The following is a 22,514-nucleotide window of genomic DNA, read 5'->3' on the forward strand; positions in this document are numbered from 1 at the left end:
GCAGCCCTCCACCACCCCGAGGGAGCCGGCGGGCAGCCCTTCCACCAGCCACAGCACGACGGCGAGCGCGCCGATGCGCCGAAGGACCTGGACTCGGCAGGACACGGCCGGACGGTTACCGCACTGTCACTGTTCGTCACCGCCATCATCGGTTACCTTCCGCTAGTGACCCCTTACGGAGGAGGACCGCGTGCGGCCGAACGCACCGCGACCGGCTAGGCCGTCCCGGGCCGGACGGGCGTGACGCCCGCGGCCCTGTTCGCCGGCGGGCTCGCCGCGGGCCTGGTGGCCGGCACCGCGTCGTGTACGGCGGTCCAGGGCGGCGTCCTCATCGGCCTCGCCCGAGGACGGGGCGGACGCGGCGTCGTTCCGGCGTTCATCGCGGGGCGGCTGCTCTCGCACGCGGCGGCCGGCGCGCTGCTCGGCCTGCTGGGGGACGCCGTACGGCTCCCGCCGCCCGTCCGCGCGGCGCTGCTGGTGGGGGCCGGCATCGCGGTCGTCGTCTACGCCGTCCGCCTCGCGCTCAGCCGGAGCCCCGGCCCCCCTTGCTCCACGAGCCCGTCTCCTGCCGGCCTCGCCGGATCACCGGGCGCGCACTCGGCGGGTCCTCGCGACCCGCACTGCGCGGAGGGCCCGGTTCCGCTCCGCGCCGGTTCTCCGGCTTCCTCCTTCGACGGCCCCGAGGGCCGCCGCCCGGCCTGCCCGGACGGCGACGGCGTGCCGGAGGCGCAGGCCGGCCCGTCCGGGCGGCGGGAGCGGGCGAAGCGGTGGCGGGCGCTGGCGCGGCCCGCGTCACTGGGGGGTGCGACCGTGCTCATCCCCTGCGGAGTGACGCTCACCACCGAGACGGTCGCCGTCTCCAGCGGGTCGTGGCTCGGCGGAGCGGCCGTCATGGCGGGGTTCGTCGCCGGAACCGCACCCGGCTTCGCCGTCCTCGGGCTTCTGGTCCGCCGGGTGGCCGCGAGGAGGCTCGCGGCCGTCGCGGCGGCGGGCGCGCTGGTGGCGGGCGCGGCGACGGTCGTCGCGGGTCTGCGCCTGGGCGGCTGGCCGCCGGCCGGCGGCCCCGAGACGGCCTCCGGCACCCCCCGGAACGCCGTCTCCGCCGTCTCGGGGGCCGGGCGGGAGACGGCGCGGGCGGTGGTACGGGCGGACGGCACGCAGGTGCTCACCATCTGGTCGACCGACCACGGGTACCGTCCGGGCATCGCCGCCGTCGATGCCGGGCGGCCGACGGAGATCGTCTTCCGCACCCGCGGCAACCGGGGATGCACGCGGTCGGTCACCCTCCAGGGCCGGGACCTCACGCTTCCCGAGAGCGGCGCGTTCACCGTACGGCTGGCGCCGCAGAATCCGGGAACGCTCCGCTATGTATGCGGGATGGGGATGTATGTCGGAATTATCAACATAAACAAACCTGGCGTGGCGAACCCGCCCGAGAACCCCGCACACCCTGGCCAGGGAGGCTAGCGGGTCAAACGCGTTCCGCCGGACGGCAAGAAGCAGTCGATTATGTTCCATCTCTTTGGATCACGTGCGACTCTTTCCCCCATGACGTGGTGGCATGGTGAACCGGAGGCGGTCACGTGGCCCGCCGTGCCGGTTCCCCGCGCGTCCGAGCCGCCGCTCCCCGAGCGCACCGAGGGTGAACTGCTCAGCGCCGCCCAGGCGGGCGACTCCATGGCCGCCCACCGGCTCGGCCGCCTGTACGCCCAGCGCGGCGACCGGTCGGCGGCGCGCCACTGGTGGGAACGGGCCGCCGGAGCGGGCAACATCGACAGCGCCTACAACCTCGGCATCTGGCACGAGAAGCACGGCAGCCTCGACGAGGCGATCACCTGGTACGAGATCGCCGCCGGCGCCGGCGACGCCGAGGCGGCCGTCAACCTGGCCTCGCTGCTGCTCGAGCAGCGCGGCGACGTGCGCGGCGCCCGCATGTGGTTCGAGACCGCCGCCGAAGCGGGCTCCCGTCCGGCCGCGCGCCGGCTCGCCCTGCTGTGCGAGGACGTCGGCGACACCATCGCGGCCCGCGACTGGCACCACCGCGCCGCGTCGGCCGGGGACCTCGCCTCCGCCCACGACCTGGCCTTCCTCAACTACGCCTCCGGCGAGGAGGCCCAGGCCCGCGCGTGGTGGGAGTACGCGGCCCGCGGCGGGCACTCCGACGCCGCGTACTACCTCGGACGCCTGCTGCACGCGGACCGCGACCCGGAGGGCGCCGAGGCCCTGTACCGCCTGGCCGCCAAGGTGGACCACCCGGGAGCCGCTTCGCAGCTCGGCAGGCTCGCGCTGGCCCGGCGCGACCTGCGCACGGCGCGGGCCTGGTTCGAGCGCGCGGCGCACCTGGGCCGGGTCGAGGACCAGCGCATGGCCGGCTTCGTGTGCGTCGAACTGGAGGACCCGCGCGCCGCGAGCCACTGGTTCGGCCGCGCGGCCGCGAGCGGAGACGCCGAGGCCGCCTACAACTTCGGCCTGCTGCTCATCGCCGAGCACAACGACCTGCGAGGAGGAGAGCACTGGCTGCGCCAGGCCGCCGCCAACGGTCACCCGGGCGCGGCGGCGGAACTCGACACCGTCCGCTCCGTCGTCGGCGACCACCCCAGCGAGCCATGGCCCCGCCCCGCCCCCGCCGACCAGCCCCCGTCCACTCCAGGAGCCCACCCCGGTGCGCCGCCCGCCCCCGAAGCAGGCCGACCGTCCACCCCCGGGGCCACTGGCTCAGGACAACCCTCCACCCCCGGGACCGCCGGGTCAGGACAACCCTCCACCCCTGGAACCCATGGGTCAGGGCCGTTCGCTCCGGGGACACAACCGTCCGGCCTTGGAACACAACCGTCCGGCTTTGGGACACGCCCGTCCGGCCTGCGGGCTCGCTCGTCCGCCTCGGGAGGGCGACCGGCCGCCTCCGGGGCACGGACGTCTGGCTCCGGATCGCGGGCGACGGACCCGGACGCGCGTCCCGCAGGTTCCCGGTTCCGGGCGGCGGCGCCCGTTCCGCAGGCGGCTCAGACCTGGGACCGGCCCGTGGAGCCCGAACTCGTGGCCCGCGCCGAGCTCGCCGTCGCGGCGGCGGGCAGGCGCGGCGGCACCGTCCTGCACATGTCCGAGCTCACCGAGATCCTCGGCACCTGGGACCTGCTCACCCGCCGCCTCCGCGAGCCCGTGGACGTGGTCGCCTGGCTGACCGAGCGCAGCGGCCTGCACGCCGGCGCGGTGGAGCACCTCAGTTCGGTACGCATGACACTGCTGAGGCCGGGCCTCGCCCCCTGGCCCACCCCCACCGAGATCGAGCACGTCCTCGCCACCTCCCGCCAACTGCGCAAACGCCTCGGCCTCACCTGACCCACGCTCATTTGATGTGCGTACGTCATGGTCCAAGCTTTCGGCGCGCTCCGCGCAGGGCCCTCGTGTCGTTTGAGGTGCATAAGGCGTGGTCGGAGCTTTCGGCGCGCTCCGCGCAAAAGCGCTCGGGCCGTGTTGATCTCGGGGCACGGCCCCGAACCCCCGGCGAGGGACCTGCGGCCCCACGCGCTCCCCGGCCCCTCGCACTCCCCGATCCCTTGCGCTACCGGACTCGTCGTGCTCGCCGGTTCTCGAGCCGACCCCAGCGCTCATCGCCCACCGCACAGCCCGATCAAGGCGCCGCGGCGGCGGGGCGTGGTACGGCGAAATCGGCGCCCGCTACGGCGCCATCCAATGCCACCCAGTACGTGCCGAATGGCGGTACCGAGTTCCTCCGCGATTGAGACGAAGTGTGAAGCGGGCGATCGCGCCCTGGCAAGATGGCGACATGGAACGTGTGCTTGGAATCGGCGGATACTTCTTGCGGGCCGCCGACCCCGCGGCCCTGGGTGCGTGGTATCGCGATTGCCTGGGACTGGACGCCGATGAGAACGGCCTGTGGCGTCAGGAAGCCGGGGTGACGGTGTTCGCGACCTTCGAGTCCGAGACCGAGTACTTCGGTTCCCGTGCCCAGCGGACGATGCTCAACTTCCGGGTCCGCGACCTGGACGCGATGCTCGCGCAATTGCGTGCCGCGGGGGCGGACGTGGCCAAGGAAACCGAGGACATGGAGGGTGTCGGCCGCTTCGGCTGGGTCACCGATCCCGAGGGCAACCGGGTCGAACTGTGGCAGCCCAGTTGACGATTCCTCCACGCAGGCCGTGACGTGCTGATGGCCGCCCGGTCGCGTCGTTGAGATGGTGCTACGCGAACGGCCCGCCATTCAGAGTGCGACTGGGCGGCGCGGACACGGGGAAGGTGGTCGGTGCTGCTGGCGCCTTGTACGGTGAGGCACCGAGCCGCTTTCTCGGCAACCCGGAAACGCTGTGTGCGCTTGGCGCCGTAGTGCGGCGCCGAATTCGCCGTACCACGACCCACCGCCGCGGCGCCTTCAACCGGGCCTACGTGGTGGGCGATAAGTGGTGGAGTCTGGGAGGGCGCTGCTAGACGGCTCGGCGGCCGCGTACCTGACGCACCGACGAGCCGTCAGGCTGCGGGAAGACGAGGACTCCCTCATCGCCGCCTGGTGGTCGTGGTGATGGCGCGGCGCGGGTCGTCGGCCCGCGCGCGGCGCCACGCGGCGGCGTTGGGGCCGAGGTTCACGACTCCTTTCGCGGTGAGCCCAGGACCTCCAGGTAGTGGGGGTTGTACATCAGGCCCAGGACGTTGCCCCAGGGGTCGATCACCGAGGCGGTGATGAAGCCGGTGCCGCGGTCGCGCGGCGCGTCGTGCTCCTTGGCTCCCATCGCCACCAGCCTCTCCAGGGCGGCGGGGACGTCGTCGACGTGCCAGAACACCACGGCGCCCGCCGCTCGTCCGATCGTGTCGGGGGCGGCGGTCCGGGCCAGCTCGCTGCCGGCGTAGGAACTGTGGATGACGCCGAACTCGTGCTCGTAGTCGCCGATGCGCCACTCCATGTACGCGGGGCTGTCCATGTAGGGCGCGAGGCCGAACAGCTCGGTGTACCAGCGCTTGGTGGCCTCGAAGTCGGGCGAGTAGAACGTGACGGTGGTGAGTCCTCGCAGCATTTCGGCTTCCTCTCTCGCGGTCATGTGACCATCGTCCCCGCCAAAGTGCTCACCGATTGAGCACTTTTAAAGCCATGATGGGAACATGCGCGCTGACCGGCTGGTGGCTGCTCTTCTGCTTCTGCAGGCGCGGGGCAGGGTGACGGCCGCAGAGCTGGCCGAGCGGCTGGAGATCTCCGTGGCCACCGCCCGCCGTGACCTGGAGGCCCTGTCCGCGGCCGGGATCCCGGTCTACCCGCAGCCGGGACGCGGCGGAGGATGGTCGCTGGTCGGTGGCGCCCGCACGGACCTGAGCGGGCTGAACGCGGCCGAGTCCCAGGCCCTCTTCCTGCTCCTGGGCCCGGCGAGTTCGGCCGAGCCCGAGGTGACCTCCGCCCTGCGCAAGCTCATCCGCGCCCTGCCCGCCACGTTCCGCTCGGACGCCGAGGCCGCGTCCCGGGCGGTCGTGTCCGACTCGGCGAACTGGGGCGAGGCGGACCGTGAACCGCCCGCCCTCCTGCGACCGCTGCGGAACGCCGTCGTGCGCCGGCTCAAGGTGCGGCTGGCCTACACCGGCAAGGGTGGTCGCTCGACGGAGCGCCTGGTCGATCCGCTGGGTCTGGTCGACAAGGACGGAATCTGGTACCTCATCGCGGGCACCGAAGCCGGTCAGCGGACCTTCCGCCTGGACCGCATCGCGTCCGCGGACGTCACGGATCTGCCCGCGGAGCGGCCCGAGCACTTCGACCTCTCGGCGGAGTGGACGCGCGTGGTGGCGGAGATGGAGCTGCGGCGATCCCTGGTGTCGGCCGTGGTGCTGGTGGACGCCCGGTTGCTTCCGGTGCTCCGCTCACATTTCGGACGACACTGCGAGGTCGTCGCCCAGGAGGATGAGCGGGCCGACGGGCGGGTCCGGGCACGCGTGGCGGCGCACATGGCCCGTTCGATCGCCGAACAACTGGCAGGCTGGGGCGCGATGGCCGAAGTGGTAGAGCCCCAATCGGTCCGCACCGAACTAGCCAGAATCGGCCAGGAACTCACCGACCAGTACGCGAACCCGTCGGACCCGCCCCGCACTCCGTGACACCACGAGAACGGCGCCACCCCCGCGGCCCCGCATGGATGGCAGTGCAGCTTGGACGATCGCCGGCGGCGGTGAAGCTCCGACGATCGCCGGCCCGGCCGCGAGGGCGTGGCGCCGGTTCGGGCGCTGGTCCGGCTAGTTGAGGACGGCGGTCACCGGGTCGTGCGGGAGGTTGTGGGCCTCGGCGACGTGGGCGTAGGTGAGGCGGCCGGCGTGGGTGTTGAGGCCGAGGGCGAGGGCCGGGTCGGCGCGCAGGGCCTCGCGCCAGCCGAGGTCGGCCAGCTTGACCGCGTACGGCAGCGTCGCGTTGGTGAGCGCGTAGGTCGAGGTGTTGGCCACCGAGCCGGGCATGTTGGCCACGCAGTAGAAGACCGAGTTGTGCACCTTGTACGTGGGCTCGGCGTGGGTGGTGGGCCGGGAGTCCTCAAAGCAGCCGCCCTGGTCGATGGCGATGTCCACCAGCACCGACCCCGCCTTCATGCGCGAGACGAGCTCGTTGGAGACCAGGGTCGGGGCCTTGGCGCCGGGGATCAGCACGGCGCCGATGACCAGGTCGGCCTCGACCACGGCCTGCTCGATGGCGTACCGGGTGGAGACGATGGTCTTCAGGCGGCCCTGGTAGATGGCGTCGATCTGCCGGAGCCGGTCGACGTTGACGTCGAGGATGGTGACCTCGGCGCCCATGCCGACCGCGATCTGCGCGGCGTTGAGGCCGGAGACGCCGCCGCCGATGACGACGACCTTGGCGGGGGCGACGCCGGGGACTCCCCCGGGCAGCACGCCGCGGCCGCCGTTGAAGCGCATCAGGTTGTACGCGCCCACCTGCGGGGCGAGCCGCCCGGCGACCTCCGACATCGGGGCGAGCAGCGGCAGGGCGGCGCCCGCCTGCACGGTCTCGTAGGCGATGGCGGTGACCTTGCGTTCCAGCAGCGCGTCGGTGCACGCACGGGACGCGGCGAGGTGCAGGTAGGTGAACAGGACCTGCCCCTCGCGCATCCGGTGGTACTCCTCGGCGATGGGCTCCTTCACCTTGAGCACCATGTCGGCCTCGCCCCAGACCGCGTCCGCGCTGTCGAGGATCTTGGCACCCGCGAACAGGTACTCCTCGTCCGGGATCTGCGAGCCGAGGCCCGCGTCGCGCTGCACGTAGACGTCGTGGCCGTGGCGGACGAGCTCGTGCACGCCCGCCGGGGTGGCGGCGACCCGGTACTCGTGGTTCTTGACCTCGGCTGGCACGCCGATCTTCATTACGGAATCCTTTCGGGAATGGCGAGACTGTGGGAGTGCCGGAACGAGGTACGGGCCTTGGCTTCCAGGCACGGGCAGGACGCCGGAACGGCCGCTAAAGGCGGTTCCAGGCTTCGGTCAGCACGGAGCGGAGGATCGACTCGATTTCGTCGAACTCCTTCGGGCCGCAGATGAGCGGGGGCGCGAGCTGGACGACCGGGTCGCCGCGGTCGTCGGCGCGGCAGTAGAGGCCGGCGTCGTACAGGGCGTTGGACAGGAAGCCGCGCAGCAGCCGCTCGGACTCGGCCTCGTCGAAGGTCTGCTTGGTGTCCTTGTCCTTGACCAGTTCGATGCCGTAGAAGTAGCCCGAGCCGCGCACGTCGCCGACGATCGGCAGGTCGCGGAGCCGCTCCAGGGTGGCGCGGAAGACCGGCTCGTTGCGCTGCACGTGGCCGAGGATGTCCTCGCGCTCGAACAGGTCGAGGTTGGCCAGCGCGACCGCCGAGGAGACGGGGTGGCCGCCGAAGGTGTAGCCGTGGGCGAACATCGTGGCGCCCGACTTGAACGGCTCGAACAGCCGCTCGGAGGCGATCATCGCGCCGATCGGCGAGTATCCGCTGGTCAGGCCCTTGGCGCAGGTGATGATGTCGGGGACGTAGTCGAACTTCTGCCCGCCGAACATCGTGCCGAGCCGGCCGAAGGCGCAGATCACCTCGTCCGAGACCAGCAGCACGTCATACTGGTCGCAAATCTCGCGCAGGCGCTGGAAGTATCCGGGCGGCGGCGGGAAGCAGCCGCCGGCGTTCTGCACGGGCTCGACGAAGACGGCCGCGACGGTGTCGGGGCCCTCCATCTCGATGGCCTTGCCGACCTGGTCGGCGGCCCAGCGGCCGAACTGCTCCGGGCTCATGCCCGGCATGCCGGTGATCTCGTCGGCGCGGTAGTAATTGGTGTTGGGAACGCGCACCGAGCCCGGCACCAGCGGCTCGAAGAACTGCTTGAACGCCGGGATGCCGGTGATCGACAGCGCGCCCTGCGGGGTGCCGTGGTAGGCGATGGCCCGGCTGATGACCTTGTGCTTCAGCGGCTTGCCGACGAGCTTGAAGTACTGCTTGGCGAGCTTCCAGGCCGACTCGACGGCCTCGCCGCCGCCGGTGGTGAAGAACACCCGGTTGAGGTCGCCGGGGGTCAGGCCGGCCAGGCGCTGGGCCAGTTCGGCGGCCTTGGGGTGGGCGAACGACCACAGGGGGAAGAAGGCGAGATCCTGCGCCTGCTTGGCCGCCGCCTCGGCCAGTTCGGCCCGCCCGTGCCCCATCTGCACGACGAACAGGCCGGACAGCCCGTCGAGGTAGCGCTTGCCGTTGAGGTCGTAGATGTAGGCACCGTCGCCCCGGACGATCGTCGGCACCTGCCCGGCGTCGTGGGCGCTGTGCCGGGTGAAGTGCAGCCACAGGTTGTCCTGCGCTGCCTTCAGGACGGCGGCCGTGTCGGTCTCAGGTCGCGTCATGGCTATCTTTCCTCGTGATCTCGACTGCCCTCAGTGTGCATGTTCCACACGGGTGATTACAACTGGTTGCGTGGCGACACTATGCAAGAACTTCGGAATCCGCGATATCGGTATGTAACAACGACGAAATCCGTGTGGGTGTGTCGAACGCGAATCCCCGGTGGGCACGCGGAACCGATGTAACGCGCCCGGCGGGCGAGGCCGCCCGGCACACAGGACATACCGCGGACCGGTCGCTTTCCCGATCTCCCCGAAGGACCCCCGGGACCTCGGACGACGGCACGACGCGCGTTCTGACTGTGATGCAATGTGTCGAATCAGAACTCAGCCGATACGGGGAACAGACAGCCGTGACTCCTGATCAAATCGAGAACGCCGTAGCAGCCGAGATGCCGAGGGCGGTGGAGGAGCTCACCCGGCTCGCCGCCATCCCCTCGGTCGCCTTCCCCGGTCATCCCGAGGAGCCGGTGTACGCGGCGGCCGCGATGACCGAGGAACTGCTCCGCGGCACCGGGCTCGCGCAGGTCCGGCAGATCCCGGTCGACGGAAGCTTCCCCGCCGTCTACGGCGAGGCGCCCGCCCCGCCCGGCGCCCCGACCGTGCTGCTGTACGCGCACTACGACGTCCAGCCCGCCGGAGACCCCGCGCTGTGGCGCACGCCCCCGTTCGAGCCGACGTTCGTCGACGGCGCTCTGTACGGCCGCGGCGTCGCCGACGACAAGTCGGGCGTGCTGGCGCACGTCCTGGCCCTGCGGTCCTTCCAGGGCCGGTTCCCCGTGGGCATCAAGGTCATCATCGAGGGCCAGGAGGAGTACGCCGGCGAGCGCCTGGAGGAGTTCGTCGAGCGCAACCCCGAGCTGCTGCGCGCCGACGCCATCATCGTGGCCGACACCGGCAACCCCAGCGTGGGCGACGCGACCGTGACGACGTCGCTGCGCGGGATGGCGGCCTTCACCGTCGAGGTGCGCACCCTGGCCGAGTCGGTGCACAGCGGCTCGTTCGGCGGCGCCGCCCCCGACGCGCTGGCGGCGCTGATCCGCATGCTGGCCTCGTTGCACGACGAGAACGGCGACGTCCGGGTGCCCGGGCTGCCGCGCGGGGTCTTCCTCGGCGCCGGCCCCGCCGAGGAGGAGTTCCGGGCGACCGCCGGCGTGCTGGACGGGGTGTCCCTGGTCGGCTCCGGCTCGCTGGCCGACCGCCTCTGGGCCTCGTACGCGATCACGGTCACCGGGCTGGACGTGCCTACGGTGCAGGGCGCGATCAACGCGGTCCAGCCGGTGGCGCGGGCCCGCGTCACCGTCCGCGTCCCCCCGTCCGGCGACCCCAAGACCGCCGCGAACGACGTGGCCGAGCACCTGCGTCACGCCGCGCCCTGGGGGGTGGAGGCGTCGGTGACCGACCTGGTCCTCGGCTCGGGGTTCCAGGCCGACGGCGGCGGCCGGGCCAGGGCCGCGCTCAACCGGGCGATGAAGCGCGCCTTCGGCCGGACGCCGCGCGACATCGGCTCGGGCGGCTCGATCCCGCTGGTGGCCACGCTGCTCAAGCAGTACCCGGCGGCCGAGATCCTGCTGTTCGGCGCCGAGGACGACGGCGCCGCCATCCACGCGCCGAACGAGCGCCTGGTCATCGAGGAGCTGCGCCGCGCCGCCACCGCCGAGGCCCTGTTCCTGGCCGACTACGGCGCGATCTGAGCCGTTCGAGCCGTCCAGCCGTCCAGCCTTCGAGCCCTTGGGGCACGCAGGGCCTGGCATTCAGAGTGAACGGCGGAGCCCCCGTGCCGGCGCGGCACGGGGGCTCCTGCCGTTCGCGGGCATCACTTGTAGGTGATGTCCGAGGACGAGTAGATGCAGTTGACACCGTCGGCACCGCTGCCGATCTTCGTCGGCTCGCTGCCCTTGGGCACGCCCTTGTACTTGTCGCAGATGCTGGTGCTGCTCGCGCTGCCGTAGACGGTGATGTTGCTGAACCGCGCGGTGTCGCCCCAGTTGGTGTTGATTCCGGCCAGCACCTTGGTGCTCTGGGCGACGATGCCGTTCATCACCACGTGGCGCTGGTAGGAGCTGGAGCAGTTGCCGCACGCCCGGTACAGCTTGCCGGAGCTGCCGACGAAGAAGTTGCTGATGTGGACGGTGCCCGGGCCGTTGTGCTGGAACACCTTGTCCGAGGCCGACTTGGCGCCGCCGCCGGTGACGTAGTAGTCGTTGCCGCCGAGGAAGGTCGCGGCGTCCTCGCCCACGTCCTCCCACCAGACGTTCTGGATCGTGCAGTTGCCGTTGCAGTGGATGCCGTCACCGGCCGGCGCGCCGATGATGACGTTCTTGATCGTCGAGCCCGCTGCCAGCTCGAACACCGGGTCCTGGCTCTCGCTCTGGCCGCCGTCACCGATGCCGTAGTAGCGCTTCATCCCGCCGTCGAAGGTGCCCGACACCTGGATGGTGGCGTCGACCTTCACCGAGCCGCTCGGCGAGGGGAAGGCCGGGATGGTGCCGCCGCCACCCGTCGGAGTAGGCGTCGGGGTGGGGGTCCGGGTGGGCGTGGGCGTGGCCGTCGGAGTCGGGGTCGACCCGGCCGGCGCCAGCCTCCACTGCTTGCTGGTCACCGAGTCGCAGGAGTTCTGCTGGATGAGCGCGCCCGGGCTGGTCGAGCTGTCCTTGACGTTCAGGCACTTGCCGCCGTTGGCGTTGACCACGCGGTAGTTGGACCCGGACTCGGTGAGCTGCCAGGACTGCGAGGAGGCTCCCGTGCAGCTCTCCAGTTGCACGGCCTTGCCCGCGGAGGTGCTGGCGTCCTTGACGCCCGCGCACTTGCCGGAGCCGCCGGCCTTGAGCGTGACGCCGCCGCTCGCCGAGGCGAGCGTCCAGACCTGGTTGCCGCCCCCGCTACAGGACGACTGGACCAGCTGCGTGCCGTCGGAGCCGCCCGGCGCGTCCAGGCACAGCCCGCTCCCGGCGTTGACCAGGGTGTAGGAGCCGGACGTCGGCGCCGCGGCGGCCGCCATGCCCGCGCCGGTGACGCCCGCCACCAGCGCGACGCCGGCCGCGACGGTCAGGACGAGCATTCTGCCCGTCATTCTCGTCCTCATGATGAGGCTCACGTTTGTTCTCTCCTTGTTTCTGTGACCGCTGGGTCCGGTTCGCACGAACGGCGTCAGACGCTGATCTTGCCGGCGCCGGCGCTCGCGGTGACGATCGACTTGACGTTCGACGCGGTGTCGAGCGAGTAGGAGTAGGGGATGGAGGCCACGCTGCCGCCGGCGTCCCCCGCGCCCGAGTTCACGAAGAAGTTGTTGCGGGCCACGAGCGTGCCCGGCCCGGACGACGCCTCGCCGCGGTGGAACGGGTCGGCGGTGTTCTCGAAGTAGTTGCCCTCGACCAGGACGCCCGCGCCTTCGGTGGAGGCCACGCCGTAGCCTCCGCCGGATCCGACGTTGGCGTAGTAGTTGTTGTAGACGTGCACGGGGTTGCCGAAGCGCACGCGCGGGTGACGCTGGTTGGTGCCGTCGAAGAAGTTGTGGTGGTAGGTCACGCGCAGGTGGCCGACGTCCTCGGAGGCGTTGTCGTCGCTGTGGCCGAGGAGCATGGTCTTGTCGTGGTTGAAGAAGCGGTTCCAGGAGACGGTGACGTAGTCGCTGGAGCGCTTGATGTCGATGGCGCCGTCGTGGCCGTGGCTGAGGGTGTTGTGGTCCAGCCAGACCCGGGTCGAGTACTGCACGTTGATGCCGTCGTCGTTCCAGTCGCGGAAGGTCAGATTCCGGATGATCACGTTGGACGCCTTGGTCACGTTGAGGCCGCAGCCGACCAGCGTGGCTCCCGCGTTGCCCAGGACGGTCTTGTTGGAGGCGACCTTGAGCATGCCCGAGCAGGAGATCGTCCCGGAGACGCGGATCACCGCGGCGCTGGACGACGACAGCGCTGAGGTCAGCGCCGAGGCGCTGGAGACGTTGGTGGGCGAGAGGTTCCCGCCGCCGGTGGTGCCGCCGCCCTGGGTGGCCCAGCCGACCAGGTCGGTCGGGGCGGCCATCGCGGCCTGGAGCGCGGCGCCCGACGCCGGCGCCGCGGAGGCGGGCACCCCGGCGACGATGCCGCCGGCCAGCGCCACACCTGAGGCCGCCGCCAGGGCGAGCACGGCGCCCGCCCGCCTTCTGTTCACGATCACGCCCACGATCACTCCTCGGGGTTCGTAGGGCTCGCCATACTGTTCACATATGTGTATGGCATACATGTAAGCGAACGAGTCGAAGGTAAAAATCGCCCTCATGGCTGTCAACCCGCCTGGTGAGGACGCAGAAAGTCTTTCCCGTGGCGAAACGCCGGCCACGGCCTCCTAGCTGGGCGGTCGCCGATTCCCCATCTTGGGATCTGTTTCACATCTGTGAACGGCTTGAAACGTTCAGCGAACGGCTCGCCGAGGATCACGGGCGTGGGTCAGAGACGTGGATCACGGGCCCGGGCCGAAGGCGCGAGTACGGCCGCGGGTCGAGGCACGCGTCGAGGCACGCGTCGAGGCACAGGCCGGGGCGCGGGTCAGGGGACGACGGTGACCGGCCAGCGGCCGGCGCGGACCAGGCGGACGGCCACCGAGCCCATCAGCCGGTGGCCGGCCTGGGCGGAGGAGCCGACGACCACGGCGTCCGCCCTGACCTCGTTCGCGACGCGGATCAGGACCGAGGCGGCGTCGCCGCGCTCGATGCGGAAAGTGTGGCGCACCCGCGGCTGGATCGACTCGGCCACCTTGGCGAGCCGGTCGCGCAGTTCGGCGCCCGCCTCCTCCTGCGCCTGGATGGCACTGACGGAGGCATCGGGGATGAGCGAGGTGATCGGGCTGGTGACCACGACGTAGACGAAGATCAGCTCAGAGCCCTGGCGGCGGGCGAGCCCCCAGGCGTAGGCGGTGCCGCGCATGGAGGTCTCGGAGCCGTCGACCCCGACGACGATCACCTGCGGACCGTCGGTGCCGATCTCGAAACCGCTCATGCCGCGAGCTTACGACCCGTCCCGGACACGGCCGCAGGCGGAAGGGGTCTTGTCACCGGCATAGCCGTCGCCGTATGCTCGTGAACGAGTAATCGTAGACGAATAGAGGAGGAGTCACGCGGTGGCGAAGCGGCGCAAGGTCGGCAATCTCTTGGCCCTCGCCATCCTGGGCACCGTCGTGCAGCGGCCGATGCACCCCTACGAGATGGCCTCGATGCTCCGGGCGCGGGGCAAGGACCACGACATGCGGGTCAAATGGGGCTCGCTCTACACGGTGGTGCGCAATCTCGAACGCCACGGCTTCCTGGAGGCGGCCGAGAGCACCCGGCAGGGCGGCCGCCCCGAGCGCACCGTCTACCGCATCACCGACGCCGGGCAGGAGGAGATGCGCGACTGGACCCGCGAGCTGCTGTCCGATCCCGAGCCGGAGTGGTCGAGCTTCCAGGCCGGGCTCTCGGTGATGGGGAGCCTGCCGCCCGACGAGGTGGCCGGGCTGCTGCGGCGGCGCCTGCGCCTGCTCGCGGAGGAGACCGCCACCCGGCGCGAGGCCCTGGACCACGACCGCCAGGACGTCCCCCGGCTGTTCCTCATCGAGGACGAGTACGAGCTGGCCGTCCGCGAGGCCGAGGCGGCCTGGGTGAGCGCGCTGCTGGAGGAACTGACCGCCGGCTCCTTCCCCGGCCAGGCCGGGTGGCGGGACTATCACCGGACGGGCCGCATACCGCCCGACCTGGCCGAGATCGCCGAAAGGGGCAGCACGGCGGACCCGGACCGATGACGCATGACCAGAAGACGCACGACCAAATGACGCAGGACTGAACGACGCACGACCGACGACCATGACGCCCGGCGGGGTGCGGGAACACCCCGCCGGGCTCGACCTCGAACCGAGACCCGTGGCGACGGAACCCGGCCGCAAGGTGGCAACCGCAAGGATAGCTGGGCTCCCCCGCATGGGCCGGTTCGCACGCATGCCGACCGACACGCGCCGGACCGGATTTTCCGGTCCCGCGCCGACCATGGGAGAGACCATGTCCGACGCGACGACCGACCCGACGACCACCAGCCCGACGACGACCACCGTGACCACCGGCTCGGTGACCTCAGCGGACGGCACCACCATCGGCTACCGGCGGCTCGGCCGCGGTCCCGGCCTGGTGCTGCTCCACGGCGCCATGGAGTCCTCCGTCAGCCACATCGAGCTGGCTCAGGCGCTCGCCCCCGACTTCACCTGCTACCTGCCCGATCGTCGCGGGCGGGGGCTGAGCGGCCCGCACCGCGAGGGGCACGGCCTGCGCACCGAGGTGGCGGACGTCGCCGCCCTGCTGGAGGAGACCGGCGCCCGGCTGCTGTTCGGCGTCAGCTCCGGCAGCGTCGTCGCCCTGCGCACGGCGCGGTCGGTTCCGGCGGTGACCAGGGCCGTCGTCTTCGACCCGCCGCTGCCGATCGACGGCTCGCCGTCCCTGGCCTGGCTGGCGCGGCACGAACGGGAGCTGGCCGAGGGCAGGACGGCGGCGGCGCTGGTCACCGGTATGAAGGGCACGCAGATGGGGCCCAAGGTGTTCGACTACGTCCCCCGCCGGCTGCTGGAGGCGCTCACCACCAAGCTGATGGCGCGCGAGGACGGCGACGCCGGGCCGGACGACGTGCCCTTCCGCGCCCTCGCGCCGACCCTGCGCCATGACGTCCGGCTGGTCGCCGAGCAGAGCCGCGAGCTGGAGGACCTCAGGGCCACGCGCGCCGAGATCCTGCTGCTCGTCGGCGGCAGGAGCCCGGCGTACATGCGGGTGGCCGCCGATGCCCTGGCGAAGATCCTGCCGCGCGCCGAGCGGGCCGAGCTGCCCGGGCTCGGCCACAGCGCGTCGGGCAACGCGGCCCAGCGCGGCGCCCCGGAGCGGGTCGCGCCGGTGCTGCGCCGCTTCTTCACCCGCGCCTGACCATCGGCCGGGCGCTCCCGGGCCGGACCACGGAGGGGCCTTCGGCCCGGTCGTGGCAGGTCGTCCCCGAGTCCCGGTCTTGGTCGTGCCGTGTCCTGGTCGTGCCGGGTCTCGGCCGGTCGTCACGGGTCCCGGCCGGTCGTGCCGGGGTCCGGCCGGTCAGGGGCGGTCGAAGTAGTCCAGGATGCGGGCGTACTGCTCCTCGATGGCCTCGACGTCGGACGCGCCGGCCGGGAGCACCTCTCCGAGCGCCTCGTTGAGCAGTTCCCGGCCCTTGCGCTCGGCGTCGTCCTGCGCACGGTGGACGGCGGCCAGCAGTTCCTCCGCCAGCGACCCGCTGTCCAGGCGCATGGCCCGCCGGGTGATCGCGATGTCCCGTACCAGCCCGTCGGAGCCTGTGACCACCTTGATCTGGCCGTCCGCGGCCTCGCCCTCCCCGGTGATCGCCTCCAGTTCGTGCTGCCCCTCCTCGACCCACGCGAGGATGCGGGCGGCACGCTCGGCGTCCTTCTCCAGCTCGCCGTCCCGCCAGTTGGCGGGGTCGGCGTCCAGCCTGTCCATCGATCACTCCTTGCCGGCGCCCCCGCCGTCACTCGATCTCGCGGGCGACCTGTTCGACCCGGCGCCGCACGAACCGCTCGTCGAGCGGCTCGGGGAACCCCTCAGCGGATTCGCGGGCGCGCTCGATGATCTCCTCCGAGGCGCGCACGGCCGACCGCTGCGCGTCCTGGACGGCCCTGAGCGCCTGTCTGCCCAGCTCGTCGGGGTCAAGGCGCATGACGCGCGGGTCGAACCGGACGTCGGTGAGCCGTCCCCTGCCGTCGGACACCACGCGCACCAGGCCGCCCGCGCCCTCCCCCTCGCCGGTGACCCGCCCGATCGCGGCCTGCGCCTGACGCAAGCCGCGCATCACCTCCTCGGTCTGGCGGACGATCCGCTCCAGATGCTCGAGGTCATCGGACACCACACGCTCCCTCACCCGGCGCCGGAACGCGGGGACGGCGCCATTGGTGAGGATGGTACCGGCGGGAAGGGCGGTGATCGGCACGAATGACCGCTGTAAACGCCAGATGTCGGGATTCACAATGGAATGTGGCGCAATCGTGGCCGATCATGGCTAGCCTGCGACCATGGAACGGGGATTCGACATGGCCCACGGGGCTCTTTCGGCGTCCGGCTCCCACCTCCGGGCGCACGGGGAAGAGTACGCGTCGGCGGTGCGGGGACTGCTGGAGAACGACCCCCGGTCATGGGGGGACGACGGGCTGCTGAGCCCGCTCATCTCGGCCTACGCCGAGTGCAAGAACACCGCGCTCGCCACCTACACCCACATGGGCCAGGTGATCACGGCCACCGGGGACGGGCTCACCACCGCGAGCGGGCGGGTCTCGTACGCGGAGGACGACCTGGTCGGCGGCATGGCCGTACTGGACGGGGACCTGGGCGTCACATGGACGTGATGCTTCCGCCCTGGGCCTCCGGCATGCTCAACATGGCCGGAGTCCCCTGGCCCAACATCAGCGAGAGCAAGATCCGCCACGAGGCGGACTCCTGGCGCCGGCTCACCGCCCAGTCGGCGGCCTCCTCCGAGGGCGCCGACCAGGTGGTCCGCACGACCGGGGCCGACTACAAGGGCGCGTCAGCGACCGCCCTGGCCGGCCACTGGGAGAAGACCGGCGGCACCGGCCACCTCGGGCTGGCGACGCGGGCGAGCTCCTACGCGCCCGTCCTGCTCGACGGCACGGCCACCGTCGTCACCGGCACGAAGATCGCGGTGATCTCGCAGGCCGCCGCCGCCACGGTCAAGCTCGCGACCAGCTTGCTCGCCGGCGGCCCGCTCGCTCTCGGCACCGCCACGGCCACCGTGCTCGCCACGCGGGCCGCGATGGGCAGGATCCTGCGCGAGGCCGGCGAGGGCGGCGCCCGGGTGCTCGCCCCCGGTCTCGCCCGCAAGGTCACCGAGCCCCTGGAACGCATCCTGCGCAACGCCCGCGGCCCGATGGGCGGCACCCCCGCCCTGGCCGGCGCCGGCGGCCGCCTGGGCGTGCGAGGCGCGGCCCGAGTGCCGGGGCGCGGGGCCGACAACCCGCTCGACGACCTCATGATGAAGATGGGGAAGAAGAAGGGCGGAAGCGGGGGCGGCACCTCCCGGCACGCCTCGCAGCGTCAGGGGCAGCGAGGCATCAGCGACGACATGGTGCAGCAGGCGATCGCGACGGGGAGGAAGAAGCCGGGCCGGACGTCCGACACGGTCGTCCACGAAGGCAACAAGATCGGCGTCGTCGTCAACAAGCACACCGGGAAGATCGTCACGACCTTCTGGAAGAGGAAGTAGGAGCCAGTTGCGCATCGAATACGAGCAGGAGAACGACGTCGCGTACGTCTACCTGGTCGACCACATCGACGAGGGGGAGGCCTCGGTCCAGGTCCCCGTGGAGGACGAGGACCTGCGCGGAGACGTCATCCTCGACTTCGACGCCCAGGGCTTCCTGCTCGGCATCGAGATCATCGGGGCCTCCCGGGTGCTGCGGCCGGAGCTCCTGTCCGCCGCGGCCGGTGAGGACGCCGCCCCCTCCTGAGCCACCGGTTCAGGAGGGGAGCCGGTCGATCTCGACCGACGCGCACGCGCCCCCTCTGGAACCACCGGTTCAGGACAGGAGCCGCTCGATCTCGGCCGGGCCGGCGTTGGCGCCCGTGCAGACGACGGCGACCTTGCGCCCGGTGAACCGTTCCCTGACGGCGAGCAGCCCGGCCAGGGCGGCGGCGCCGGCCAGTTCGGCCAGGGTGTGGGCCTTGGTGAGCAGCAGGCGCTGGGCGGCGCGCAGGTCATCGTCGTGGACGAGCAGGAAGTCGTCCAGCCCGCGCATGAGCTGTTGCGGCAGGGCGAAGGACGAGCCGGTCGCCAGTCCTTCCGCGACCGTCCCGACCGGCCGCCCGGCGGGCTCTCCGGAGCGCCAGGCGTCGTGGGCGGCGGGCGCCTGCGACGACTGCACGGCGATCACGCGGCAGCGCGGGGCGACCGCGCGGGCGACCAGGCAGGCCGCGGCGGCGCCGGTGCCCGAGCCCACCGGGACGAAGACGGCGTCGAGGTCCGGCTGCCGGGTGAACATCTCCAGGTAGAGCGTCCCGACGCCCGCGATCAGGTCCGGGTCGCCGGCCGGGCTGATCAGCCGGTCGCCGCGCTCCTCGGCGAGCGCTCGCGCGTAGGCGCCGGTCTCGACCATCGTGGCGCCGCGGATCTCGACCGCCGCGCCGAGGGCCTCCACCGCCGCCACCTTGGCCGGATTCGGGTTCTCGGGCATGACGACGGTGCAGGGGACCCCGGAGATCCGGGCCGCGTACCCGATCGACTGGGCGTGGTTGCCGGTGGAGTAGGTGAGCACCCCGGCCTTCTCCGTGCCGGCCGGCAGGTGGGCGAGCAGGTTGAGCCCGCCGCGGACCTTGAACGCGCCCGTCGGCTGGGCGTTCTCGTGCTTGAGGTGGATCTCGGCGCCCACGTGCGCGTCGAGCACGGGGTAGGACCACATCGGCGTCGGCGGCAGGTGCGGGGCGATGACGCGGGCGGCGCGCAGGACGTCGGTGAACGACGGCGGCGCCGGAGGACAGGACACGATCGGCATGGGCACCACCCTGTCCCGCACGCTTTCATAGGTCCAATGCCAATGCGCGGCACGATCCATAGATATAGTTGATGGATGCTCGACATGCTGCGGCTCCGCGTCCTGGACGCCGTCGCCCGGCACGGCTCGGTGACGGCCGCCGCCCGCGAGCTGCACTACTCCCAGCCGTCGGTCAGCCACCACCTGGCCCGGCTGGAGGCCGAGACCGGGGCCCGGCTGGTCCAGCGGGTGGGCCGGGGCATCAGACTGACCGAGGCGGGGCTGATCCTCGCCGACCGTGCCGCCGAGATCATCGGACGACTCGACTCCGCCTCGGCGGAGCTGGCGGCGCACGTCGGCCTGCGCGCGGGCCGCGTGCGCCTGGCCGCGTTCCCCTCGGCGCTCGGCACGTTCGTGCCCGCCGCGGCCGTACGGCTCTCCCGGGAGCATCCCGGGCTGGACCTGCGCCTGGTCGAGGCCGAGCCGCCGCAGGCCCTGGCCATGCTGCGCGCCGGCCAGGTCGACGTGGCGGTCACCTTCCGGTACGCCACCGCTCCAGCGCCCACCCCGGCCGAAGAGGACGGCGTCCGGCTGACCGCGCTGTTCGACGACCCCGGCTTCCTGGTCACCCCGCCCAGGACGGCCGCGGACGGCTCGCCGGCCACGTACGCGGGCGCCAAGTGGATCAGCGGCTGCGAGCGGTGCCGCGGCCATCTGCTCGAGCTGTGCGCCGCGGCCGGGTTCGCGCCCTCGATCGCCTTCACGACCGACGACTACGTGGCCGTTCAGGCGATGGTCGCGGCCGGGCTCGGGGTGACCGTGCTGCCCGGCCTGGCGCTGGCCGCCCACCGCCACCCGGACGTGCGGACGAGCGCCATCCCCGGCTCGACCAGGCACGTCTTCGCCGCCACCTACGGTGAGCCGCCGGAGCCCCCGGCCACCGCGGCCCTCCTGGCCGCCCTCGCCGACGCCGTTCCCTGAGGCGGCCGGTGGGGCGGAAATCGATGGACCTGGGAGCGGGATGATTCCTACCATCGGCGACATGCCATCCATGACCGCGCTCGCCGTCTTCACCGCGGCGACGCTCGCCCTGCTGCTCGTCCCGGGACCCGCCGTCGTCTACATCGTCACCCGCAGCGTGGCGCAGGGAAGGGCCGCCGGGCTGGTGTCGGTCGCGGGCATCCACGCGGGCTCGGTCGTCCACGTGGTGGCCGCCGCGCTCGGCGTCAGCGCGCTGCTCGCCGCCTCGGCCACCGCGTTCACCGCGGTGAAGTACGCCGGCGCCGCGTACCTGCTGTACCTCGGTCTGCGCAAACTGTTCGCCCGGACCGGCGCGCTCGCCAAGGAGGCCGAGCCGGTCTCGCGCTCACGCATGTTCGGCGAGGGCTTCGTGGTCAACGTGCTCAACCCCAAGACGGCGCTGTTCTTCCTGGCCTTCCTGCCGCAGTTCGTGGACCCGGGACGCGGTCCGGTCGCGCCGCAGATCGTCCTGCTCGGGCTGATCTGGATCGCCCTGGGCATGGCCAGCGACGGCACCTACGCGCTGCTGTCGGCCGCCCTCGCCGGCCGGCTGCGCCGCTCGTCCATCGCCGCCCGCCGCCTGGACGTGGCCAGCGGTCTGGTCTACATCGGCCTCGGCGCACTGGCGGCCTTCTCCGGCGACACCGGCCGCAAGGTCTGACCTCCGGGGTCAGCCGGTGTGCAGGGCGCAGCCGCCTTCGCCGTACGCCGCCTCATGGCCCCGCGCAACCGGCGGAGGTGCGCAGGCATGGTCCGAGCATTCGACGCGCTTCGCGCAAGCGGCGCTCGGGCTGTGTTGTCTCGGGGGCGAGCCCCCGAACCCCCGGCGAGGGGCCTGATTATGATCCGGGCATGCGGGCGGAACCGATATCGGGCGGCGTGCTCTATGTCGTGGTCTGCGCGGCCCCGGCGGCGGCGTCCGTCCAGCACCTCGCGGGTCTCGCCCAAAGCGCCGGGTGGACCGTCCGCGTCATCACCACGCCGATGGCCGCGAACTTCGTCGATCAGGCGGAGCTGGAACGACTGACCGGCGATCGGGTGCGCTGCGGTTACCGGATGCCGGACGAACCGGACGAACCGGACGCGCTTCCGGCCGCCGATGCGGTAGTGGTCGCTCCCGCCACTTTCAACACCGTGAACAAATGGGCGGGTGGGATCGCCGACACCTTCGCGGTCGGACTGCTGTGTGAATTGGCGGGCTTCGGCGTCCCCATCCTGGCCGTCCCATTGCTCAAGGACGCTCTGGCGCGCCATCCGGCGTTCAGCCGTAGTTTGGACACGCTGCGTCAGATGGGGTCGACGTGCTCTTCGATCCTGACGCGCCCGCGCACGCCCGCATGCCACCTGGTGAAGCCACCCAAGAGAATCTGGCGTGGCTGCGTCAAAGACTGCAGAGCGTCAACGACCTCTACCAGGCCACGAGGTACGGCGAAGCAGGGCGCAGCCTGCCAGGGCTCATCGTCGCGACCGAGATCGCGAGCCGGGGCAGGCAATCTGATCAGGGCCGCGATTGGGCGAGGTTGCGGGCTCTGGTCTATCAGGCGGCGGCGACCACATTGAGCAGGGTCGGGGAAGCCCAGCTTGCCTGGATGGCCGGCGACCGGTCCATGTCGGCCGCCGAGGAGGCGGAGGATTCTCTTCTCGCGGCGGTGAGCGCCTATCGGCTGGGCTACATCTTTGTCCGGCTTGACGAGCCGGAGAAGGGGCTGCAGATCGCCGTGCGCGCGGCCGAAGCACTCGAGCGCGCACTCAAGCGGTCCGAGCCCGAGCGTGTTTCGGTACTGGGAGGCCTGTATCTCGTCGCGGTGACCGCTGCTGCCACCCGGTTCGACCGCGCCGGTGTGGAGATGTTCCTTCGGCAGGCTCGGCGTGTGGCGGACGTCCTGGGGGAGGACCGCAACGATTTCTGGACGGCGTTCGGACCGACCAACGTGTCGATCCATGAACTGTCCGCCGCCGTCGGCTACGGCGACACGAAGCACGCGGTCAGCGTCGGAGAACACCTCGACGTGTCGCACTTGGCGGCCTCGCTGCTCGGTCGGCGCACGCAGGTCCATCTCGATTGCGCGAGGGGCCGGCAGGCCCCTCGCCGGGGGTTCGGGGGCTCGCCCCCCAGACAACACAGCCCCCGCCCACAAGCGCGAACCGCGACGAAAGCACG

At 71.8% G+C, this 22,514-nt stretch carries 22 protein-coding genes and 1 pseudogene; 14 read left to right on the top strand and 9 right to left on the bottom strand.

What is annotated here, in order from left to right; genetic code table 11:
- Nucleotides 1–240: 240 nt before the first annotated feature.
- From ACWEN6_RS36875 to ACWEN6_RS36885, 3 genes are all read left to right on the top strand, one after another.
- A complete protein-coding gene (locus ACWEN6_RS36875) occupies nucleotides 241–1,467 on the top strand; it encodes an urease accessory protein UreH domain-containing protein (protein ID WP_452576630.1) in 1,227 nt (408 codons plus the stop codon).
- A gap of 81 nt (nucleotides 1,468–1,548) precedes the next feature.
- Entirely contained in the window at nucleotides 1,549–3,339 is a 1,791-nt protein-coding gene (locus tag ACWEN6_RS36880) for a tetratricopeptide repeat protein (RefSeq protein WP_452576631.1), read from the top strand.
- A gap of 448 nt (nucleotides 3,340–3,787) precedes the next feature.
- Nucleotides 3,788–4,141, top strand: a complete 354-nt coding sequence (locus ACWEN6_RS36885; RefSeq protein ID WP_452576632.1) for a VOC family protein — start codon at nucleotides 3,788–3,790, stop codon at nucleotides 4,139–4,141.
- A gap of 457 nt (nucleotides 4,142–4,598) precedes the next feature.
- Here ACWEN6_RS36885 and ACWEN6_RS36890 read toward each other — a convergent pair whose 3' ends face one another.
- Nucleotides 4,599–5,027 carry a VOC family protein gene (locus tag ACWEN6_RS36890; protein ID WP_452576633.1) on the bottom strand — a complete coding sequence of 143 codons (429 nt, stop codon included), beginning with the start codon at nucleotides 5,025–5,027 and terminating at the stop codon, nucleotides 4,599–4,601.
- Between the two features lie 85 nt (nucleotides 5,028–5,112).
- On the opposite strand from ACWEN6_RS36890, the gene ACWEN6_RS36895 reads away from it, so the two are divergent.
- On the top strand, nucleotides 5,113–6,090 hold the full coding sequence (locus ACWEN6_RS36895; RefSeq protein ID WP_452576634.1) for a helix-turn-helix transcriptional regulator: 978 nt from the start codon (nucleotides 5,113–5,115) through the stop codon (nucleotides 6,088–6,090).
- A 135-nt stretch (nucleotides 6,091–6,225) separates the two neighbouring features.
- Here the strand turns inward: ACWEN6_RS36895 and ald are convergent, their stop codons facing one another.
- Nucleotides 6,226–7,338: an alanine dehydrogenase gene (gene ald / locus ACWEN6_RS36900; RefSeq protein ID WP_354916122.1), complete on the bottom strand. Its 1,113-nt coding sequence runs from the start codon at nucleotides 7,336–7,338 to the stop codon at nucleotides 6,226–6,228.
- A 94-nt stretch (nucleotides 7,339–7,432) separates the two neighbouring features.
- Nucleotides 7,433–8,824, bottom strand: a complete 1,392-nt coding sequence (locus tag ACWEN6_RS36905) for an aspartate aminotransferase family protein (RefSeq protein WP_452576635.1) — start codon at nucleotides 8,822–8,824, stop codon at nucleotides 7,433–7,435.
- A 350-nt stretch (nucleotides 8,825–9,174) separates the two neighbouring features.
- Between ACWEN6_RS36905 and ACWEN6_RS36910 the strand changes: the two genes are divergently transcribed.
- Nucleotides 9,175–10,515, top strand: a complete 1,341-nt coding sequence (locus tag ACWEN6_RS36910) for a M20/M25/M40 family metallo-hydrolase (protein WP_452576636.1) — start codon at nucleotides 9,175–9,177, stop codon at nucleotides 10,513–10,515.
- Nucleotides 10,516–10,637: 122 nt separating this feature from the next.
- Here ACWEN6_RS36910 and ACWEN6_RS36915 read toward each other — a convergent pair whose 3' ends face one another.
- From ACWEN6_RS36915 to ACWEN6_RS36925, 3 genes are all read right to left on the bottom strand, one after another.
- Nucleotides 10,638–11,894 carry a pectate lyase gene (locus tag ACWEN6_RS36915; protein ID WP_452576637.1) on the bottom strand — a complete coding sequence of 419 codons (1,257 nt, stop codon included), beginning with the start codon at nucleotides 11,892–11,894 and terminating at the stop codon, nucleotides 10,638–10,640.
- Nucleotides 11,895–11,971: 77 nt separating this feature from the next.
- A complete protein-coding gene (locus tag ACWEN6_RS36920; protein ID WP_452576638.1) occupies nucleotides 11,972–12,985 on the bottom strand; it encodes a pectate lyase family protein in 1,014 nt (337 codons plus the stop codon).
- A gap of 362 nt (nucleotides 12,986–13,347) precedes the next feature.
- On the bottom strand, nucleotides 13,348–13,797 hold the full coding sequence (locus ACWEN6_RS36925; protein ID WP_452576639.1) for a universal stress protein: 450 nt from the start codon (nucleotides 13,795–13,797) through the stop codon (nucleotides 13,348–13,350).
- A gap of 121 nt (nucleotides 13,798–13,918) precedes the next feature.
- On the opposite strand from ACWEN6_RS36925, the gene ACWEN6_RS36930 reads away from it, so the two are divergent.
- Both ACWEN6_RS36930 and ACWEN6_RS36935 read left to right on the top strand, forming a co-directional pair.
- Nucleotides 13,919–14,575: a PadR family transcriptional regulator gene (locus ACWEN6_RS36930; protein ID WP_452576640.1), complete on the top strand. Its 657-nt coding sequence runs from the start codon at nucleotides 13,919–13,921 to the stop codon at nucleotides 14,573–14,575.
- Nucleotides 14,576–14,828: 253 nt separating this feature from the next.
- Nucleotides 14,829–15,734 carry an alpha/beta fold hydrolase gene (locus ACWEN6_RS36935; protein ID WP_452576641.1) on the top strand — a complete coding sequence of 302 codons (906 nt, stop codon included), beginning with the start codon at nucleotides 14,829–14,831 and terminating at the stop codon, nucleotides 15,732–15,734.
- Nucleotides 15,735–15,893: 159 nt separating this feature from the next.
- Here the strand turns inward: ACWEN6_RS36935 and ACWEN6_RS36940 are convergent, their stop codons facing one another.
- Complete coding sequence (locus ACWEN6_RS36940; protein ID WP_354836695.1) at nucleotides 15,894–16,295, bottom strand: YbaB/EbfC family nucleoid-associated protein; 402 nt, start codon at nucleotides 16,293–16,295, stop codon at nucleotides 15,894–15,896.
- Between the two features lie 28 nt (nucleotides 16,296–16,323).
- The gene (locus ACWEN6_RS36945; RefSeq protein WP_354836697.1) at nucleotides 16,324–16,698 is read right to left on the bottom strand and encodes a YbaB/EbfC family nucleoid-associated protein; all 375 of its coding nucleotides are present in this window, start codon (nucleotides 16,696–16,698) and stop codon (nucleotides 16,324–16,326) included.
- A gap of 166 nt (nucleotides 16,699–16,864) precedes the next feature.
- On the opposite strand from ACWEN6_RS36945, the gene ACWEN6_RS36950 reads away from it, so the two are divergent.
- From ACWEN6_RS36950 to ACWEN6_RS36960, 3 genes are read left to right on the top strand one after another with little or no spacing between them, the layout of a single operon-like run.
- On the top strand, nucleotides 16,865–17,194 hold the full coding sequence (locus ACWEN6_RS36950) for a hypothetical protein (RefSeq protein WP_452576642.1): 330 nt from the start codon (nucleotides 16,865–16,867) through the stop codon (nucleotides 17,192–17,194).
- On the top strand, nucleotides 17,185–18,069 hold the full coding sequence (locus ACWEN6_RS36955) for a DUF4258 domain-containing protein (protein WP_452576643.1): 885 nt from the start codon (nucleotides 17,185–17,187) through the stop codon (nucleotides 18,067–18,069). Before ACWEN6_RS36950 ends, ACWEN6_RS36955 begins: the two co-directional genes overlap by 10 nt.
- Nucleotides 18,070–18,076: 7 nt before the next feature.
- Nucleotides 18,077–18,313, top strand: coding sequence for a DUF2283 domain-containing protein (locus tag ACWEN6_RS36960; RefSeq protein WP_354836703.1), 237 nt, complete (start codon nucleotides 18,077–18,079; stop codon nucleotides 18,311–18,313).
- 69 nt (nucleotides 18,314–18,382) lie between these two features.
- Here ACWEN6_RS36960 and ACWEN6_RS36965 read toward each other — a convergent pair whose 3' ends face one another.
- A complete protein-coding gene (locus ACWEN6_RS36965; RefSeq protein WP_452576644.1) occupies nucleotides 18,383–19,354 on the bottom strand; it encodes a threonine ammonia-lyase in 972 nt (323 codons plus the stop codon).
- A gap of 75 nt (nucleotides 19,355–19,429) precedes the next feature.
- Here ACWEN6_RS36965 and ACWEN6_RS36970 point away from each other — a divergent pair, with 75 nt between their 5' ends.
- From ACWEN6_RS36970 to ACWEN6_RS36985, 4 genes and pseudogenes are all read left to right on the top strand, one after another.
- Nucleotides 19,430–20,314 (top strand): LysR family transcriptional regulator, encoded by an 885-nt coding sequence (locus ACWEN6_RS36970; RefSeq protein WP_452576645.1) that lies wholly within the window; start codon nucleotides 19,430–19,432, stop codon nucleotides 20,312–20,314.
- Between the two features lie 61 nt (nucleotides 20,315–20,375).
- Nucleotides 20,376–21,014, top strand: a complete 639-nt coding sequence (locus ACWEN6_RS36975) for a LysE family translocator (protein ID WP_380830049.1) — start codon at nucleotides 20,376–20,378, stop codon at nucleotides 21,012–21,014.
- Nucleotides 21,015–21,205: 191 nt separating this feature from the next.
- Nucleotides 21,206–21,913: a flavoprotein gene (locus tag ACWEN6_RS36980; protein WP_452576646.1), complete on the top strand. Its 708-nt coding sequence runs from the start codon at nucleotides 21,206–21,208 to the stop codon at nucleotides 21,911–21,913.
- Nucleotides 21,914–21,942: 29 nt separating this feature from the next.
- Nucleotides 21,943–22,514 (top strand): annotated as a pseudogene (locus ACWEN6_RS36985) (hypothetical protein); the annotation flags it as partial.

This window comes from Sphaerisporangium sp. NPDC004334, assembly GCF_053602655.1.

Bases quoted from the DNA above. Each gene is read 5' to 3' on its own strand.
- ACWEN6_RS36880 (WP_452576631.1), top strand. From the start codon at position 1,549: ATGACGTGGTGGCATGGTGAACCGGAGGCGGTCACGTGGCCCGCCGTG.
- ACWEN6_RS36885 (WP_452576632.1), top strand. From the start codon at position 3,788: ATGGAACGTGTGCTTGGAATCGGCGGATACTTCTTGCGGGCCGCCGAC.
- ACWEN6_RS36890 (WP_452576633.1), bottom strand. From the start codon at position 5,027: ATGCTGCGAGGACTCACCACCGTCACGTTCTACTCGCCCGACTTCGAG.
- ACWEN6_RS36895 (WP_452576634.1), top strand. From the start codon at position 5,113: ATGCGCGCTGACCGGCTGGTGGCTGCTCTTCTGCTTCTGCAGGCGCGG.
- ald (WP_354916122.1), bottom strand. From the start codon at position 7,338: ATGAAGATCGGCGTGCCAGCCGAGGTCAAGAACCACGAGTACCGGGTC.
- ACWEN6_RS36905 (WP_452576635.1), bottom strand. From the start codon at position 8,824: ATGACGCGACCTGAGACCGACACGGCCGCCGTCCTGAAGGCAGCGCAG.
- ACWEN6_RS36915 (WP_452576637.1), bottom strand. From the start codon at position 11,894: ATGACGGGCAGAATGCTCGTCCTGACCGTCGCGGCCGGCGTCGCGCTG.
- ACWEN6_RS36925 (WP_452576639.1), bottom strand. From the start codon at position 13,797: ATGAGCGGTTTCGAGATCGGCACCGACGGTCCGCAGGTGATCGTCGTC.
- ACWEN6_RS36935 (WP_452576641.1), top strand. From the start codon at position 14,829: ATGTCCGACGCGACGACCGACCCGACGACCACCAGCCCGACGACGACC.
- ACWEN6_RS36940 (WP_354836695.1), bottom strand. From the start codon at position 16,295: ATGGACAGGCTGGACGCCGACCCCGCCAACTGGCGGGACGGCGAGCTG.
- ACWEN6_RS36950 (WP_452576642.1), top strand. From the start codon at position 16,865: ATGGAACGGGGATTCGACATGGCCCACGGGGCTCTTTCGGCGTCCGGC.
- ACWEN6_RS36955 (WP_452576643.1), top strand. From the start codon at position 17,185: ATGGACGTGATGCTTCCGCCCTGGGCCTCCGGCATGCTCAACATGGCC.
- ACWEN6_RS36965 (WP_452576644.1), bottom strand. From the start codon at position 19,354: ATGCCGATCGTGTCCTGTCCTCCGGCGCCGCCGTCGTTCACCGACGTC.
- ACWEN6_RS36970 (WP_452576645.1), top strand. From the start codon at position 19,430: ATGCTCGACATGCTGCGGCTCCGCGTCCTGGACGCCGTCGCCCGGCAC.
- ACWEN6_RS36975 (WP_380830049.1), top strand. From the start codon at position 20,376: ATGCCATCCATGACCGCGCTCGCCGTCTTCACCGCGGCGACGCTCGCC.
- ACWEN6_RS36980 (WP_452576646.1), top strand. From the start codon at position 21,206: ATGCGGGCGGAACCGATATCGGGCGGCGTGCTCTATGTCGTGGTCTGC.